At 68.6% G+C, this 14,638-nt stretch carries 16 protein-coding genes and 1 tRNA gene; 16 read left to right on the top strand and 1 reads right to left on the bottom strand.

Annotated elements, in window-relative coordinates; all coding sequences use genetic code 11:
• Positions 1 to 22: 22 nt before the first annotated feature.
• From IPP98_14605 to IPP98_14565, 9 genes are all read left to right on the top strand, one after another.
• Entirely contained in the window at positions 23 to 751 is a 729-nt protein-coding gene (locus tag IPP98_14605; GenBank protein ID MBL0180327.1) for a pyridoxine 5'-phosphate synthase, read from the top strand.
• On the top strand, positions 748 to 2,667 hold the full coding sequence (locus tag IPP98_14600) for a hypothetical protein (protein MBL0180326.1): 1,920 nt from the start codon (positions 748 to 750) through the stop codon (positions 2,665 to 2,667). The genes IPP98_14605 and IPP98_14600 overlap by 4 nt, the downstream gene beginning before the upstream one ends.
• Positions 2,654 to 3,688, top strand: coding sequence for a flippase-like domain-containing protein (locus tag IPP98_14595; GenBank protein ID MBL0180325.1), 1,035 nt, complete (start codon positions 2,654 to 2,656; stop codon positions 3,686 to 3,688). Before IPP98_14600 ends, IPP98_14595 begins: the two co-directional genes overlap by 14 nt.
• A complete protein-coding gene (gene ispE, locus IPP98_14590; protein ID MBL0180324.1) occupies positions 3,685 to 4,578 on the top strand; it encodes a 4-(cytidine 5'-diphospho)-2-C-methyl-D-erythritol kinase in 894 nt (297 codons plus the stop codon). The genes IPP98_14595 and ispE overlap by 4 nt, the downstream gene beginning before the upstream one ends.
• 30 nt (positions 4,579 to 4,608) lie before the next feature.
• Positions 4,609 to 4,679: transfer RNA gene (locus IPP98_14585), tRNA-Gln, on the top strand.
• 62 nt (positions 4,680 to 4,741) lie between these two features.
• Positions 4,742 to 5,695 carry a ribose-phosphate pyrophosphokinase gene (locus IPP98_14580; protein ID MBL0180323.1) on the top strand — a complete coding sequence of 318 codons (954 nt, stop codon included), beginning with the start codon at positions 4,742 to 4,744 and terminating at the stop codon, positions 5,693 to 5,695.
• Between the two features lie 28 nt (positions 5,696 to 5,723).
• A complete protein-coding gene (locus IPP98_14575; protein MBL0180322.1) occupies positions 5,724 to 6,374 on the top strand; it encodes a 50S ribosomal protein L25 in 651 nt (216 codons plus the stop codon).
• Positions 6,375 to 6,944 carry an aminoacyl-tRNA hydrolase gene (locus tag IPP98_14570; GenBank protein ID MBL0180321.1) on the top strand — a complete coding sequence of 190 codons (570 nt, stop codon included), beginning with the start codon at positions 6,375 to 6,377 and terminating at the stop codon, positions 6,942 to 6,944. It begins immediately after the preceding gene.
• 28 nt (positions 6,945 to 6,972) lie between these two features.
• Positions 6,973 to 9,054: a sodium-translocating pyrophosphatase gene (locus tag IPP98_14565; protein MBL0180320.1), complete on the top strand. Its 2,082-nt coding sequence runs from the start codon at positions 6,973 to 6,975 to the stop codon at positions 9,052 to 9,054.
• Here the strand turns inward: IPP98_14565 and IPP98_14560 are convergent.
• Complete coding sequence (locus tag IPP98_14560) at positions 9,051 to 9,443, bottom strand: four helix bundle protein (protein MBL0180319.1); 393 nt, start codon at positions 9,441 to 9,443, stop codon at positions 9,051 to 9,053. The two genes, IPP98_14565 and IPP98_14560, sit on opposite strands and share 4 nt — an antisense overlap.
• Before the next feature lie 126 nt (positions 9,444 to 9,569).
• On the opposite strand from IPP98_14560, the gene ychF reads away from it, so the two are divergent.
• The 7 genes from ychF (at position 9,570) to IPP98_14525 (ending at position 14,637) form a co-directional block, all read left to right on the top strand.
• Positions 9,570 to 10,667, top strand: a complete 1,098-nt coding sequence (ychF, locus tag IPP98_14555; protein MBL0180318.1) for a redox-regulated ATPase YchF — start codon at positions 9,570 to 9,572, stop codon at positions 10,665 to 10,667.
• A 9-nt stretch (positions 10,668 to 10,676) separates the two neighbouring features.
• Complete coding sequence (locus IPP98_14550; protein MBL0180317.1) at positions 10,677 to 11,831, top strand: hypothetical protein; 1,155 nt, start codon at positions 10,677 to 10,679, stop codon at positions 11,829 to 11,831.
• 10 nt (positions 11,832 to 11,841) lie between these two features.
• Positions 11,842 to 12,555, top strand: coding sequence for a phosphatase PAP2 family protein (locus IPP98_14545; GenBank protein MBL0180316.1), 714 nt, complete (start codon positions 11,842 to 11,844; stop codon positions 12,553 to 12,555).
• Positions 12,556 to 12,636: 81 nt separating this feature from the next.
• Positions 12,637 to 12,975, top strand: a complete 339-nt coding sequence (gene rpsF, locus IPP98_14540) for a 30S ribosomal protein S6 (protein MBL0180315.1) — start codon at positions 12,637 to 12,639, stop codon at positions 12,973 to 12,975.
• Entirely contained in the window at positions 12,975 to 13,196 is a 222-nt protein-coding gene (locus IPP98_14535; GenBank protein ID MBL0180314.1) for a 30S ribosomal protein S18, read from the top strand. Before rpsF ends, IPP98_14535 begins: the two co-directional genes overlap by 1 nt.
• Positions 13,197 to 13,288: 92 nt before the next feature.
• Positions 13,289 to 14,191, top strand: a complete 903-nt coding sequence (locus tag IPP98_14530; GenBank protein MBL0180313.1) for a DUF2232 domain-containing protein — start codon at positions 13,289 to 13,291, stop codon at positions 14,189 to 14,191.
• Positions 14,191 to 14,637 (top strand): 50S ribosomal protein L9, encoded by a 447-nt coding sequence (locus tag IPP98_14525; GenBank protein MBL0180312.1) that lies wholly within the window; start codon positions 14,191 to 14,193, stop codon positions 14,635 to 14,637. The genes IPP98_14530 and IPP98_14525 overlap by 1 nt, the downstream gene beginning before the upstream one ends.
• Position 14,638: the final 1 nt, after the last annotated feature.

Here is a 14,638-nt window from a genome sequence, read left to right as displayed (position 1 = left end):
ACGTATACCCCGGCAGCCGTGAATGCGACCGCTTCGGCTCTACATCAATGTGGATCATGTGGCGACGCTCCGGGAGGCGCGGCGCACCGACGAACCGGACCCGCGGCGGGCGGCGGCGGAGGCCGAGGCGCACGGCGCCGACGGCATCACGGTCCACCTCCGGGAAGATCGGCGCCACATCCAGGATCACGACGTCGAGGGGATCGCGGCGGCGGTGACGACGGTCTGCAACCTCGAGTTGGCGACCCGGGAAGACATCGTCGACTTCGCCTGCCGGCTCCGGCCCTATCAGGTGACCATCGTCCCCGAGCGTCGCGAGGAGGTGACCACCGAGGGTGGCCTCGACCTGGCGCGGCGTGACCCGTACCTTCGCACCGCCCTGCGTCGCCTCGACGCGGCCGGAATCCACGTGGCCCTCTTCATCGATCCGGATATCAGCGTCATCGATGAGGCCAAGGATCTCGGTGTCCCTGCGATCGAGCTGCATACCGGCCGATACGCTCATGGGTGGCACCACGACGGGGGGAGCTCCCTCGCCGAGGTGCAGCGGGCGGCGGAGTATGCGGCGGGCATCGGGCTCGCGGTCCACGCCGGGCACGGACTCACCTACGCGAACGTCCTGCCGATCGCCCGCATTCCCGAAATCGAGGAACTCAACATCGGACACAGTGTCGTGAGCCGCGCCATCTTTGAGGGTATCGGTCCCGCGGTCCGCACCATGAAGCGGCTCTGTGAGGATGCCCGCGCGTGAGCACCGCCGCCCGCCGCGCCGAGTTCTTCGCGCTGGAAGCGCGCGAGTACCTCGCCGACCTCGATCCAGCCGTCGCGGGCGATGCCCCCGAGCTGGAGCGACTGGTGCGGGGCGCCCGGGCCCTGCGCGGCGCGGCGCTCATGGCGGGCCTCGGCACCTTCGCCCGCGCCGCCGCCGGCCTCGAGGCACTGGCCCGCCAGGTCCGCGACCACGCGACCCCGTGGGCTCCGGGGCCGCGAGCGGCGTGGCTCGACGGCCTCCAGACCCTCCGCGACCTGACCGAGCGCGCCACCGCCTGGGAGGCCGTGGACGACCGCGCCGCCCTCGCCCTGGCCGATCGGATCGAACGGGCCACGTCCGGGGGTGGCGTGAAGATGACGGTGCCAGCCACGCCGGCGCTGACCCCGGGTGTTCGCGCCTTCATCGCGCGCGAATCGGCGATGATCGCCGGCTCACTGGAGGAAGCGGCCCGGGCGTTGGCACCGGTGCCACCCCAGGCCGCACTAGCGGCAGTGCTTGAACGGATGCGCGCCTTGCGCGGTTTGGGCGGTTCCGCCGAACTGTCGCCGCTCCCGGAGCTGCTCGACGCGATGGAGATGGCGACGCGCACCTTGCTCAGCGACGTCCCGCCACCGCCTGACGTCGCCACCCTCTTTGCCGATGGTGCCCACGTGCTGGCGGCGATGGCGAAGTCGATGAACGACGACGGCCGCGTCGAGCAGCCGCGCGAACTCGCCGGGCTCGCCGACGCGTTGCTCACATCGTATGCCGGCGAGCGGGACGTGGTCCCGATCGGCGCACTCGCCCCCGAGGGCGGGGAGTCACTCCTTCGCCGCGGGACCCCGCCCCTGCTTGCCGGTGATGCCACGCCAGTCGCACTCGAACTGGTCGGTGTCGGCGACCACCTGCTGGAAATCGCCGAGCAGTTGCAGCGCAGCCCGTCGAGTGCGGCAGCCGACCTCCGGCTCTTCGTGCTGCACCGCACCTTGGCGACCATGCCGCCGAAGTCGCCCACCGGCCGCTTCCTCGCGCCGCTGGCGCAGGCGTTGACCGGTGCGATTGGCGCGGGTCTCGCCCGCGGTGATCGCGACCGCTTCCTCGGCCTCCTCCGCGAGGCGGGACAGTTCCTCTCCGACACCGGCAATGCCCCTGCGGTGGGCGAGCGGCTTGGTGCGCGTGACCGCCTCGCGGCGACGATCCTCGGCGCAGCGTTCCATGCCACGCCCGATGGTTCGCCGGCGGTGACCCCGGCGCTGCTCGCCAACCCGTGGCAGCCCCCAGCGCTCGACCTGTCGGCACCGCCGACGATTCCCGTCGTCACTTTCCGGCCCGACGAGCCGCCGGTCGTCGCGATCGAATCACCCGCGCCCGACGAGGCGCCGATCGTCGCCATCGAGTCGCTCGCCCCCGACGAGTTGCCGATCGTGTCGGTCGAGTCGCTTGCCCCCGAGGAGTTGCCGATCGTGTCGATCGACTCCCTCGCGCCGGACGAACCGCCGATCGTGTCGATCGACTCTCTTGCGCCGGACGAACCGCCGATCGTGTCGATCGACTCTCTTGCGCCGGACGAACCGCCGATCGTCGCCATCGAGTCACTGGCGCCCGACGCGCCGAGCGTGATGATCCCGGCCGCCGCGGCCGGAATGCCGGGGCGCCTCGAGCGGGCGTACCGTTCGCTCGCCCTCGTGACCGCGCAACGCGGCGACGAGGCACCATCGCTCGATGCCCTGCTCGGCAACGACGTGCTGCCGATCGAGCAGTTGCTCTATCGCGGGCCATCCGCCCTGCACCGCGCGGCGCAGGTGCGCGAGGAAATCAACGGCCTGCTCTCGGAACCCACCGTGTCACTCGATCGCCTCCGACCCTACATCCAGGAGCTGCTCGACCTCGTGCCGCTGGCTCGTGACGCCGCCTGAGTCGGCGCCGCGCGGCAAGCGCGCAATGCAGCTGGCCCTCGGGCTCGCGATCTCCGCGGCCGTCGTCTGGTACACCTTCCGGAAGACCGACTGGGCCGCGTCGTGGCAGTACATGGTCGCGGCCGATCGGCTCTGGATGTTGCTCGCCGTGGTGCTGGCGACGCTCGCCTTCCCGTTGCGCGTCCCGCGGTGGCGCTGGTTGCTGCATCACGAGGATGGTCGGCCCGTCGGCTGGCTCCCCGCGTGGCACGCCATCGCGATGGGGTTCGCGGCGAACAATGTGCTGCCGTTCCGCGCCGGCGAGGTCGTGCGCATGGGCGCGGTGTCCCGGCTGGGCCGCGTGCCGTTCGCGGCGGCCCTCTCGAGCATTGCCGTCGAGCGGGTGATGGATGCCCTCGTCGCCGTAGGCCTTCTCTCGCTCGCGCTGACGCGTGGCGGGATCGATCCGTCGCTGACCTTGCCCGGGAAGACGAAGCCGATCGCCGAGATCGCCACGACGATCGGCGCGCTCGGCCTCGCCGCACTCATTGTGGCCGCGCTTGCGGCGTGGCGGCGCGAGACCACCCTCGGTATCGCCCGCAGGCTCTTGCCGAACAACCGAATCGGCGACGCGCTCTACCACTTTGGCGAACGCATCCTGCTCGGCATTTCTGCCCTCAGCGACCCGCGCACGGCGTTCCCTGTCATTGGCTGGTCGTTGGCCATCTGGCTCTGCAACGGTGCGTCGTTCTATGCGGCGTTTGCCGCCTTCGGCTTCGACATCCCGTTCAGCGGTGCGTTGATTCTTCAGGGCGCACTGATGATCGGCATCGCAATGCCATCGAGTCCGGGATACTTCGGCGTGTTCGAGGCCGCGATCGCTGGAACCCTCGCCGCGCTCTACGGTCTTCCCTTCGAAGCGGGCTTCGCGTATGGGTTGCTCTACCACGTCACCACCTTCGTTCCCATCACCCTGATGGGCGCCTGGTCGGCGGTGACCACGGGCTTTCGCCGCGAGGCGATCCCGCAGGAGGCGGCATGAGCGAGACGCTCACGCACTCCTGCCCCGCCAAGGTCAACCTCTTCCTCCGCGTGCTGGCTCGCGAAGCCTCCGGCTACCACGGGATCGAGACGCTCTTCTGCCGGATCGCCCTGCACGACACCCTCGAGGTCACCCGCACCGACACCGGGATCACGCTCGACGTCGAGGGGGCGGACGTCGGCCCCACCGAGCAGAACCTCGCCTGGCGCGCCGCCGATGCCGTGCTTGCCGCCACGGGGCGGCGCTTCGGGGTCGCGATGCGGCTGGTCAAGCGGATTCCGGCCGGCGGAGGCCTCGGCGGCGGCTCGAGCGATGCGGCCGCGGCACTCCGGGCGGTGAACCAGCTCGCCAATGGGGCCGTCCCCGCCTCGGAACTGCTCCAGATGGCGAACCGGCTCGGGGCGGATGTCCCCTTCTTCCTCGCCGATGCCCCCCTCGCGCTGGCCTGGGGTCACGGCCAGCGGCTGCTCCGGCTCCCGGCCCTCCCCTCCAAGCCGATGCTCCTCCTCTTCCCGGGCGCAGCCGTCCCGACCGGGGACGCCTACCGGTGGGTCGACGAGGTCCGCGACGCCGACGGCCCCCGAGGCACCGTGGTCCTCGATCAGACCGTGCTGCAGTCCTGGAGCGACCTGGCCCGCCTCGGCGGCAACGACTTCGAGGGGGCCGTCTTCGGCCGCTTTCCCCAGATCCGTGCCGGTTTCGAGGCCCTCGCCGGCACCCATCCCTTCCTCTGCCGCATGAGCGGCTCGGGAAGCACCCTCTTCGCCGTCTACCGGACTGAACAGGACCGGGAGGACGCGGCGAGCCGGCTGGGAGGCCGGTTTGGTGCGGTGGTGAGGACTCAGGCCGGATCATCGATGATCGATCATCCCGAGCGAGCCTCCCCATAACCCCATCTCACGGCTAGTTTTGGCTCTCTCTGCCCCGTCGTCTAATGGCAAGACGCCGGTCTTTGGATCCGGCTATCGTGGTTCGAATCCACGCGGGGCAATACCGCGGTTTCTCTCCCCTTCCCCAGCTTCCCCCCCACCGCTATCTTTCCGGGCTGTCGTTATGGCGGATATACCCCTGACTTCGAAGCCGATGCTCCTCCTGAGCGGGTCGGCGAATCGTCCTCTCGCAGAGGAGATTGCCCAGCAGTTGGGCGGTCAACTTTGCAAGGTGACGCTCAAGCGCTTCGCCGATGGGGAGATCTTCGTCCGGATCGATGAGAACGTCCGCGGGCGGGACGTCTACGTCATCAATTCGACGAATCCGCCGGCCGAGAACATGCTCGAGCTGTTGCTGCTCATGGATGCGGCGCGGCGGGCGAGTGCGGCGCGGATCACGGCGGTGATGCCCTACTTCGGGTATGCCCGTCAGGACCGCAAGGATCAGCCGCGGGTGGCGATCTCCGCGAAGCTGATGGCGAACATGGTGTCGGTGGCGGGCGCGGATCGCGTTCTGGCGATCGACTTCCACCAGCACCAGTTGCAGGGGTTCTTCGACCTTCCGGTCGACCACCTCTACGCGGCGCCGGTCTTCGTCCAGCACTACCGGCAGATGAACCTGCAGGACGTGGTCGTGGTGGCGCCCGATGTCGGCTCGGCCAAGATGGCCCGAGGCTTTGCCAAGCGGCTCAACGGCACGCTGGCGATCATCGACAAGCGCCGCACCGGGCCGAACGTGGCAGAAGTGGTGAACGTGGTTGGCGATGTCGCCGGCAAGAACTGCATTCTCGCCGACGACATGATCGATACCGGGGGCACGATGGCGGAAGCCGTCCATGCCCTCAAGCGCCTCGGCGCGAATGATGTCTACATCTGCGCCACCCATGCCCTGCTCTCGGGGCCCGCGGTGGAGCGGCTGTCGGCGGCACCGGTGACCGAAGTGGCGGTCACCAACACGATCGCGATACCCCCCGAGCGCCATTTCCCGGCGCTCAAGGTGCTCTCGATCGCGGGATTGTTGGCCAAGGCGATCGGATATACGCACAGCGACCAGTCGGTCAGCGCGTTGTTCGACTGAACGACTGAACTGAAGGACGGAGACGGCAATGCATCAGGTAGAGCTCAACGCGCAATCGCGTTCGAACACGGGCAAGGGCGCGGCGCGGTCCCTGCGCCGCGAAGGCAAGGTTCCGGCGGTCCTGTACGGGCATGGGATCGAGTCCCGCTCGCTCGCCGTCGAGTCGCGCGCCCTCGGGCGCCTCCTCGAGGTGATCGGTGGCGAGGCCACCCTGGTCGATGTCGCCATCGATGGTGGCGCCCCGATCAAGGCCCTGGTCCGCGAGGTCCAGCGCAATCCGGTGAAGCGCGCCGAGGTCATTCACATCGACCTCTACGCCGTCGTCGCCGGTGAGCCGATCATCGTCGAAGTCCCGGTCCATGTCATCGGCACCGCCGACGGCGTGCGCAACCAGGGCGGCGTGCTCGACCACCACCTGCACCGGATCAGCATCAAGGTCCTGCCGGCCGACATCCCCGAGCACATCGACGTCGATGTCACCCACCTCGCGCTGGGTCATGCCGTGCACGTCCGCGACCTGACGCTCGCCAAGGGTGAGTTCATGCACGATGGCGGCCTCTCGGTGGTCTCGGTGATTCCGAGCCGCGCCGAAGTCTCGGCCACGACCGAAGTGGTCGGCGCCGAGCCGGAAGTCATCAAGAAGGGCAAGGCCGACGAGGCCGAGACCGTCGGCGCCTAAGTGGCGAAGGCGATCGTCGGGCTCGGCAACCCCGGTCCCGAATACGAGCGCACTCGGCACAACGCCGGCTGGATGCTGTTGGATCACCTCGTCGCGCGGTGGGGCATGGCTCCGTACCGTCGTGCCGAGCAAGCGGTGGCAACGTCGGGGACGCTGGAAGGCGTCCCCGTTCGTTTGCTGAAGCCGAACACCTACATGAATCGCAGTGGCGACGCGCTGCGGATGCTGCGGAGCCCCTCGTGGGACCCGGCGTCGGACCTGCTGGTGCTCGTCGACGATGTCGCGCTGCCCCCTGGCCGCTTTCGCCTCCGCGGGGCGGGCTCGGCCGGCGGGCACAACGGCCTCAAGAGCATCGAGGGCGCGCTTCGTCGCCAGGATTACGCCCGCCTCCGGATTGGCGTCGGCGCGAAGCCGCTGGAGTACGACGACCTCGCCGACTGGGTCCTGGGCCGTTTCGCGGACGACGAACGCGCGGCACTCGACGCGACACTCGACCAGATGGCGGAGGCCGTGGCGTGCTGGGTGCACGACGGCATCGAGATCGCCATGACCCGTTTCAACCGTACCTGACCACCACTTCCTCGAACCCACTGAGACCATGACCGAGACCTTGCCCTTCTACGCCCTGGCCGTCGGACTTGTCGGCCTCGTCGCCACGATGGTGAGCTTCTTCGCCGTCAAGAGCCGCCCTGCCGGTTCCGGCGTCATGCAAGAACTCGCCGAGCAGATCTCGCTTGGCGCCATGGCCTTCCTCAAGCGCGAATACGTCGTGCTCCTTCCCTTCCTGCTGGTCGTGGCCGGGTTGCTCGGCGTGGCGGTTGGCGCGAAGACCGGCATCGCCTACGTCCTCGGTGGCATCGCCTCCGTCGCCGCGGGGTGGGTCGGGATGAAGGGCGCGACGATCGCCAACGTCCGCACCGCCGAAGCGGCGCGCGGCGAGGGGCAGGCCGCGGCACTCCGCGTGGCGTTCGGCGGCGGCTCCATCATGGGTCTCGCGGTGGCCTCGCTCGGGCTCGCCGGCATTGCCATCGTCTTCATGACGCTCGGCAAGGTCGAACTGGCCACGAACGCCAAGGTCTTCGGCGAGATCATCTCCGGCTTCGCCATGGGCGCCTCGAGCATCGCGCTCTTCGCCCGCGTCGGCGGCGGCATCTACACCAAGGCGGCCGACGTCGGCGCCGACCTGGTCGGCAAGGTCGAAGCCGGCATTCCGGAAGACGACCCGCGCAATCCGGCCACCATCGCCGACAACGTCGGTGACAACGTCGGCGACGTCGCCGGCCTCGGCGCCGACATCTTCGAGTCGTACGTCGGTTCGGTGATCGCGACGATCGCCCTCGCGGCGACGTCGGTGCTGATCCCCGACACCAATCGCCTCACCGCGATGCTCCTCCCGCTCGCCTACATCACCGCCGGTCTCGTCGCCTCGCTGATCGGCGTGCTGACGATGCGCGTACTCGCCAAGGGGAATCCGGCCAACGCACTCCGGCTGGTGACCTTCATCGCCGCCGGCCTCTTCCTCGTCTTCGCCTGGATGCTGACCGCCGCGCTGCCGCTCAACATGGTGGACGAGGCTGGCACCGCGCTCTCGCCGATGGGGCCGTTCTGGGCCGTCCTCGCCGGGACCGTGTCCGGCATCCTGATCGGCCTCGTCACCGAGTACTACACGGCGATGGGCCCGGTGAAGCGCATCGCCCAGTCGTCGGAGACGGGCCCCGCGACGAACATCATCGCCGGCCTCGCCGTCGGGATGGAGAGCTGCATCGTCCCGGTGCTGCTGATCTGCGGCGCCACCTACATCTCGTTCATGGTCGCCGGCCTCTACGGCATCTCGATCGCCGCGGTCGGCATGCTCGCGACGGTGGGCGTGACGATGTCGGTCGACGCCTACGGCCCGATCGCCGACAACGCCGGCGGCATCACCGAGATGAGCCATCTCGGCAAGGACGTCCGCGCGATCACCGACGGCCTCGACGCCCTCGGCAACACCACCGCCGCGATCGGCAAGGGCTTCGCGATCGGCTCGGCCGCGCTCACCGCGCTGGCGCTCTTCTCGGCCTACGCGTCGGCCGTCGGCCTCGACAAGGTCGGCCTCAACCTGATCGACCCGATGGTCGTCATCGGCCTCTTCCTCGGCGGCGTGATGCCGTTCTTCGTCGGCGCCCAGACGATGACGGCCGTCGGTCGCGCGGCGCAGGGGATGGTCGAGGAAGTCCGCCGCCAGTTCCGCGAGATCCCGGGGCTGCTCGAAGGGAAGGAAGGGGTCAAGCCGGATTCGGCGCGCTGCGTCGACATCTCGACCAAGGCCGCCCTGCGTGAGATGATCATCCCGGGCGTCGCCTCGATCCTCGTCCCCGTCCTCACCGGTTCGCTCCTCGGCGTGAAGACCCTCGGCGGTCTGCTCGCCGGCGCAACGGTCACCGGCGTCATGATGGCACTCTTCATGGCCAACGCCGGCGGCGCCTGGGACAACGCCAAGAAGTACATCGAAGGCGGCGCGCACGGCGGCAAGGGCTCCGACCCGCACAAGGCGGCCGTCGTCGGCGACACTGTTGGCGATCCGTTCAAGGACACCTCGGGCCCGGCGATGAACATCCTGATCAAGCTGATGAGCGTGGTGAGCCTGGTGCTCGCGCCGTGGTTCGTTTCGCTCGGGAAGTCGTTAGTCGTTAGTCGTTAGTCGTTAGTCGTTAGAGGGGCGGTCCTCCTTTGGGGGATCGCCCCTCGCGCTTTGAGCAGGCCGGTCAAGAGCCGACCGACGTCATTGCCCATGCCGATGAGGGCTCCCGCGTCCTCTGAATTCAGGTACCCGAGGTCGCGGGCGATGCTGAGTTCGGCGATCGTCTCGGTGAGGGATCCCCGAGCGATCCAGAGGAATCGGGTGAGTTCCTTTTCCGAACCGCGTCCGGCCCCCTCCGCAATGTTGGCCACAACGGACACCGTAGCCCGCTGGAGCTGCGCCGAGAGTCCAAACCGCTCGCTCGTCGGAAAACGACGGGTCGCGCGATACACCGCAAGTGTTAGGTGATAGGCCCGCTGCCAGACGAGCAGTTTGCGGTAATCTCCCATCCGGGCATTATGGGTCCGGAGCCCCCGCTGGGCCGCCCCGTTCCACGCCACGGGGTACTAGATTGTGCGCAGCATACAGGCCCTGTGGGGCTTGCCTAACGACTAACGACCAACGACTAACGACCCATGCTCGCACTCGGTATTGTCGGCCTTCCCAACGTCGGGAAATCCACGCTCTTCAACGCCCTCACGTCGGCGGGGGCGCTTGTCGCCAACTACCCCTTCGCCACCATCGAGCCGAACACCGGCGTGGTCGAGGTGCCGGATGAGCGCATCGGGGAGATCGCCAAGTTGATCAACCCCGAGCGCACCGTCCCCGCCACGGTCCAGTTCGTCGACATCGCCGGACTGGTGAAGGGCGCGTCGCAGGGCGAAGGCCTCGGCAACCAGTTCCTCGCCAACATCCGCGAGGTCGACGCGATCGTGCACGTCATCCGCTGCTTCGAGGACGACGACGTGCAGCACGTGATGGGCGGTCCCGACCCGGTGCGCGACCGCACGGTGATCAACACCGAACTCGCGCTCTCCGACATGGTCTCGCTCGAGAAGCGGCTCGATCGCGCGACCCGTGCGGCCAAGACCGGGGACGCCGCGGCCAAGGCGGAGAAGGCGTTGATGGAACGCGTGATGGCGGTGCTGGAGAACGGCGGCCTGGCCCGGGCCGTCGAGCACACGGCGGAGGAGGAGCCGCTCTTCAAGTCGCTCAACCTCCTCACGTCGAAGCCGGTCCTCTATGCCGCCAACGTGCGCGAAGACGAACTGGCCGCGGGCAACGCGCATGTCGAGGCGCTCCGTGCCGCAATCGTCGCCGACGCCGAGCAGGCCGACGTGGTGATCTTCTCGGCGAAGGTCGAAGCGGAACTCGCGGAACTGCCGGCCGATGATCGAGCCGATTTCATGGCGTCGCTCGGCGTGCACGAATCGGGACTCGATCGGCTCGCACGGGCGGCCTATCACCTGCTCAACCTGCAGAGCTACTTCACCGCCGGCGAGAAGGAGGTCCGCGCCTGGACCATCCGCGTCGGCGCGAAGGCGCCGGAAGCGGCCGGGGTGATTCACTCCGACTTCGAGAAGGGATTCATTCGCGCCGAAACCGTCGCGTACGCCGACTTCGTCCGGGTCGGTGGCTGGAAGCCCTCGCGCGAGCAGGGACTCGCACGCGCCGAAGGGAAGGAATATGTGGTACAGGATGGTGACTTGATGCTCTTCCGATTCAACAACTGAGGTGATGTCGTGATCGCTGTCCGCTGGCGCCACGCGGCGCAACTCGCCCTCGCGCTCTCACTTGCTGGATGTGCCACACCCGACGCCCCAGAGGCGCCGGCGCCCGGTGGCAACTGGACCCTCGACGCCGCCGCGGTGGATTCCCTGCCGCTGCTGACGCCGGAGGATGGCCGACTCGTCTGCGTGGCCGACGGCCGGTCGGCCTGCCCCCTGACGCAACCGATCGCCAACCGACTCGGCGGGGATCGCATCGCCCTCTGGGAACCGGGACGCCCGGTGCAGATCTGGAGCGCCGACACGGCGCCGGTCACGATCGGTCGCGTCGGGCAGGGGCTTGGCGAATATCAGGCGGTCCTCGGCGTCGGGCCTGGATCGGACAACGCCGTCGAGCTCATCGACATGATGACCGATGGCGCCCGCGCGATGACCTACGATGCCAAGGGAGTCTTCGTCGAGTCGAAGCCGATTCCGGCGATCGAAGACGGTGAGGCGCGCGGGTTCGTCGGCGCGTTGCCGATCCTGCAGGGGATGGTGGCACACAGCGAATCCGGCGAAGGTGCATTTCGCATCTTCCTCCTGAAGAAGGCGACCGACACCACAGGGCAGCTGCTGCTGCAGGCACCGATGCCGTGGGTCCGCCTGCAGGGGACGCAACTGGTCTCGACACCGCCGCTCTTCGCCACTTCCCCCGTCTACGCACTCTTCCCCGATGGCGAGATCGTGTGGGGTGAAGGGGACCGGATCGACCTGGTGCGCAAGATGGCCGACGGCAACCCGCGCTGGCAGTTGCACATCAATCGTCCGCGGCTGCGCATCACCCCCGAGGAGTTCGCCGCCAAGCGGGCCGCCGTCCAGGCGAGGCTCGATGGCCAACTCTCCGAGGTCGACCTCGACAGCATGACGCAGAAGAGCGACACGCTGCATCCGGCGCTCGCCGGGATCGTGGCCACGCACGAGGGGCAGCTCTATCTGGCGGCGCCGGTCGCCGGGGCCGAGCAGATCGAGTTCATCCGGCTCCGCGCCGACGGGAAGCCGACCGGCCGCTTCCTGCTGCCCTCGACGACCAAGGTGCTCCTCGCCGCCGGCGATTCGCTCTTGGTGCAGCGCCCTCAGGACGGCGAACTGCACGAGGTGCGCTGGCTGCGACTCGGCACCGCCAAGTAGTCACCTCCTGATGCGGCGGCCCCTGCTGCTTGCCCTCTGCCTGCTGGCGCCCTTTCGGGCCCCGGTCGGCGGGCAGCAGCCGGGGCCGATCGCGTTGCGGTGGCCCACCGTCGGAGCTGTCAGTGGCATCGTGGTGGCCTCAATGCTGGTGGACGCGTCCATCGGCCGGCGATTCGCCGACACCCCCTCGGCGGGGCGGCTCCAGACGGCCCGCCGTCTCAAGACCTTCGGGGAAGCACCGGCGATCGCCGGGATCAGCGGTGGCCTCGCCTTGGCCGGTTGGGTGGGCCATCGCCCGGCGCTGGTCCGACTGGCCGGGCAGACCGCCACCGCCATCCTGCTCGAGACCGTGGTGACCCAGGCCACCAAGGAATTCGTCGGGCGCGCCAGGCCCTTCCAGGACCAAGATCGGGACGGCCTCGACTTCGCCCCCTTCTCCAGCCAGACCTCGTTCCCCTCGGGGCACACCGCTGCGGCCTTCGCCGTGGCAACCACCCTGGGTGACGCCGCCGGCTCGACCTGGGCCCGGGCCGGCCTCTATGGCCTCGCCACCGGCACCGCCTGGGCCCGGTTGGCAGAGGAGAAGCACTGGCTCAGTGATGTCGTGGCCGGCGCCGCCCTCGGGGTCCTCTCGGCCCGGGTCGCCAATGGCCGGACCGCGGTCCTCGGCCTCCGCGCGCCGCGCATCCTCCGTGGGGGGGTGGGCTGGCAGGTGCCCTTCTAGTATCTTCGATGGCTGTCCACAATCAATCCTCCTCGGGTGCCGCACCAGCCCCGGGGCAACCATGTCCGAAGGAAGGTGCTGATGAACCGTTCGTATGAGGCGGTGTACATCTTCGACTCCGTGCTCGAAGAGGCTGCCGTCACCGAGAAGCTCGATCGCTTCCACGCGTTGATCCCGCAGGTCGAGGGAGCGGAATTCGCTCTCGACCACTGGGGCAAGCGTACCCTCGCGTATCCCATCGCGGGGAAGGAAACCGGCTACTACGTCATCGCGAAGTTTGATGCCGCCCCGGCCCAGCTGCCGGAGTTCGAGCGCGCGTTGAAGTTGGACGAGGGGCTGATCCGCCACCTCATCGTGATGAACGAGGGCGCCCAGATGGCGCCGACGCCGTCTGCCAAGGACGGGGAGGACGACGAGTAATGGCCCGCCCATCGAAGACCTGTGCCATCTGCGAATCCGGCGTGCGCATCGTCGATTTCAAGGATGAGCGGTTGCTGACCCGTTTCCTCACCGAGCGCGGCAAGATCCTGCCGAGCCGCCTGTCGGGCACCTGTGCCCGTCACCAGCGCCAGCTCAGCACCGCCATCAAGCGGGCCCGTCAGGTCGCCCTCCTCCCGTACATCAAGGGATTCGGCGGCTGACCACGACCCCGCCGGGGCCCGGGCTTCCCGGGTCCCGTTCGCGGTGGCCAACCCTGCTGCTTGCGGCAGGGTTTCTCGTGCTGGCCCCAACCGTGTCACCGTTTTTCTTCCTCGCCCCAACGGTCGTCCTCCTGCTCCTCTCCCGGCCGACGACGGCACGGGAGTGGATCTGGATCGTCCTCGGGGTGACCTCGATCGCGGTGCTGCTGCGGATACCTACGACCCTCCCCGAGCAGACGCTCCGCGCGGCGGGCGCCTTCTTCACCGGCGCCTACGTCGTGGCGGCACTGGGCGGGACGTTTCCTTCGCTGCTGACCCGAACCCTGATCGCCATCGGCGTCGCCGCCACCGCGACCATCGGCTGGTTCCTCAGGCTCGGCCTCCGCTTCAGCGACCTCGAAAGCGAGATCGTCAGCACCACGTGGAAAGGATGGCGGGCGCTGTTCCCGAGCTTCGGTCTCCCGGAGAATCCCCTCGTCCACTCCGAGGTGCTGGTCTCGGGAAGCAGTTCGCCAACGGCGACCGAACTGGTCCAGGAGCTCAGCCGGGCGACCACGACGATGGGGGAACTCTACCCCGCGATGGTCGCGATCTATGCCCTGCTCGGAGGTTGGCTGGCCTGGGAGTGGTACCATCGGTTGTCGCGCCACCCGCTCGGCACACCACCCGCGCCGTTTCGCACCTTTCGCTTCAGTGACCACCTGATCTGGGCCCTGGTGGTGCTGACCGCGCTGGTGCTGATCGACCTGCCCCGCGGCGCCGAATTGCTCGTCCGCAACCTCCTGCTGGTGGTCGCCACGCTCTACGCGGCGCGTGGGCTGGCGGTCGTCCGCAGTGCCATGATCCCCGCACCACGCCCCTTCGTGGTGCTCCTGTGCCTCGCCGCGGTGCCGGTGTTAGCATTGGTACCACTGGGCTGCGCCGTCCTGGGCGTGGCCGACACCTGGCTCGACCTTCGACGGCGCGTGCCGCCGCCCCAAGGAGTTGCCCCATGATGGATCTGATTCTTCGCGAGGCTGTCCCCTCGCTCGGCAAGGCCGGTGACCTGGTCCGCGTCAAGCCGGGCTATGCCCGCAACTTCCTCCTCCCCAACGGCCTCGCCTTCGAAGCGACCGAGGGAAACAAGAAGCGGATCGCCGCCGAGGCGAAGGCCCGCGACGCCAAGCATGCCGCCGAGCGCGCCGAGGCCCAGGCCTTCGCCGCCAAGCTGAATGCGGTCACCGTCGAACTCACCCGCAAGGCGGGCGATGAAGGCAAGCTCTTCGGCTCGATCACCTCGGCGGACATCGCCGATGCGCTGGGCGCGATGGGCCTCGTGGTCGACAAGCGCAAGATCGACCTGGAGCATCACATCAAGTTGCTCGGCTTCCACTCGGTGGCCGTCAAGCTGCACCACGACGTCCACGCCGAAGTGAAGGTCAACATCTCCCCCGAAGGCTGAG

The organism is Gemmatimonadota bacterium (assembly GCA_016720805.1).
Taxonomy (GTDB): Bacteria; Gemmatimonadota; Gemmatimonadetes; order Gemmatimonadales; family GWC2-71-9; genus Palsa-1233.
Note: the sequence above shows the minus strand (reverse complement) of the source record. Positions and strands in the feature narration are given on the sequence as shown.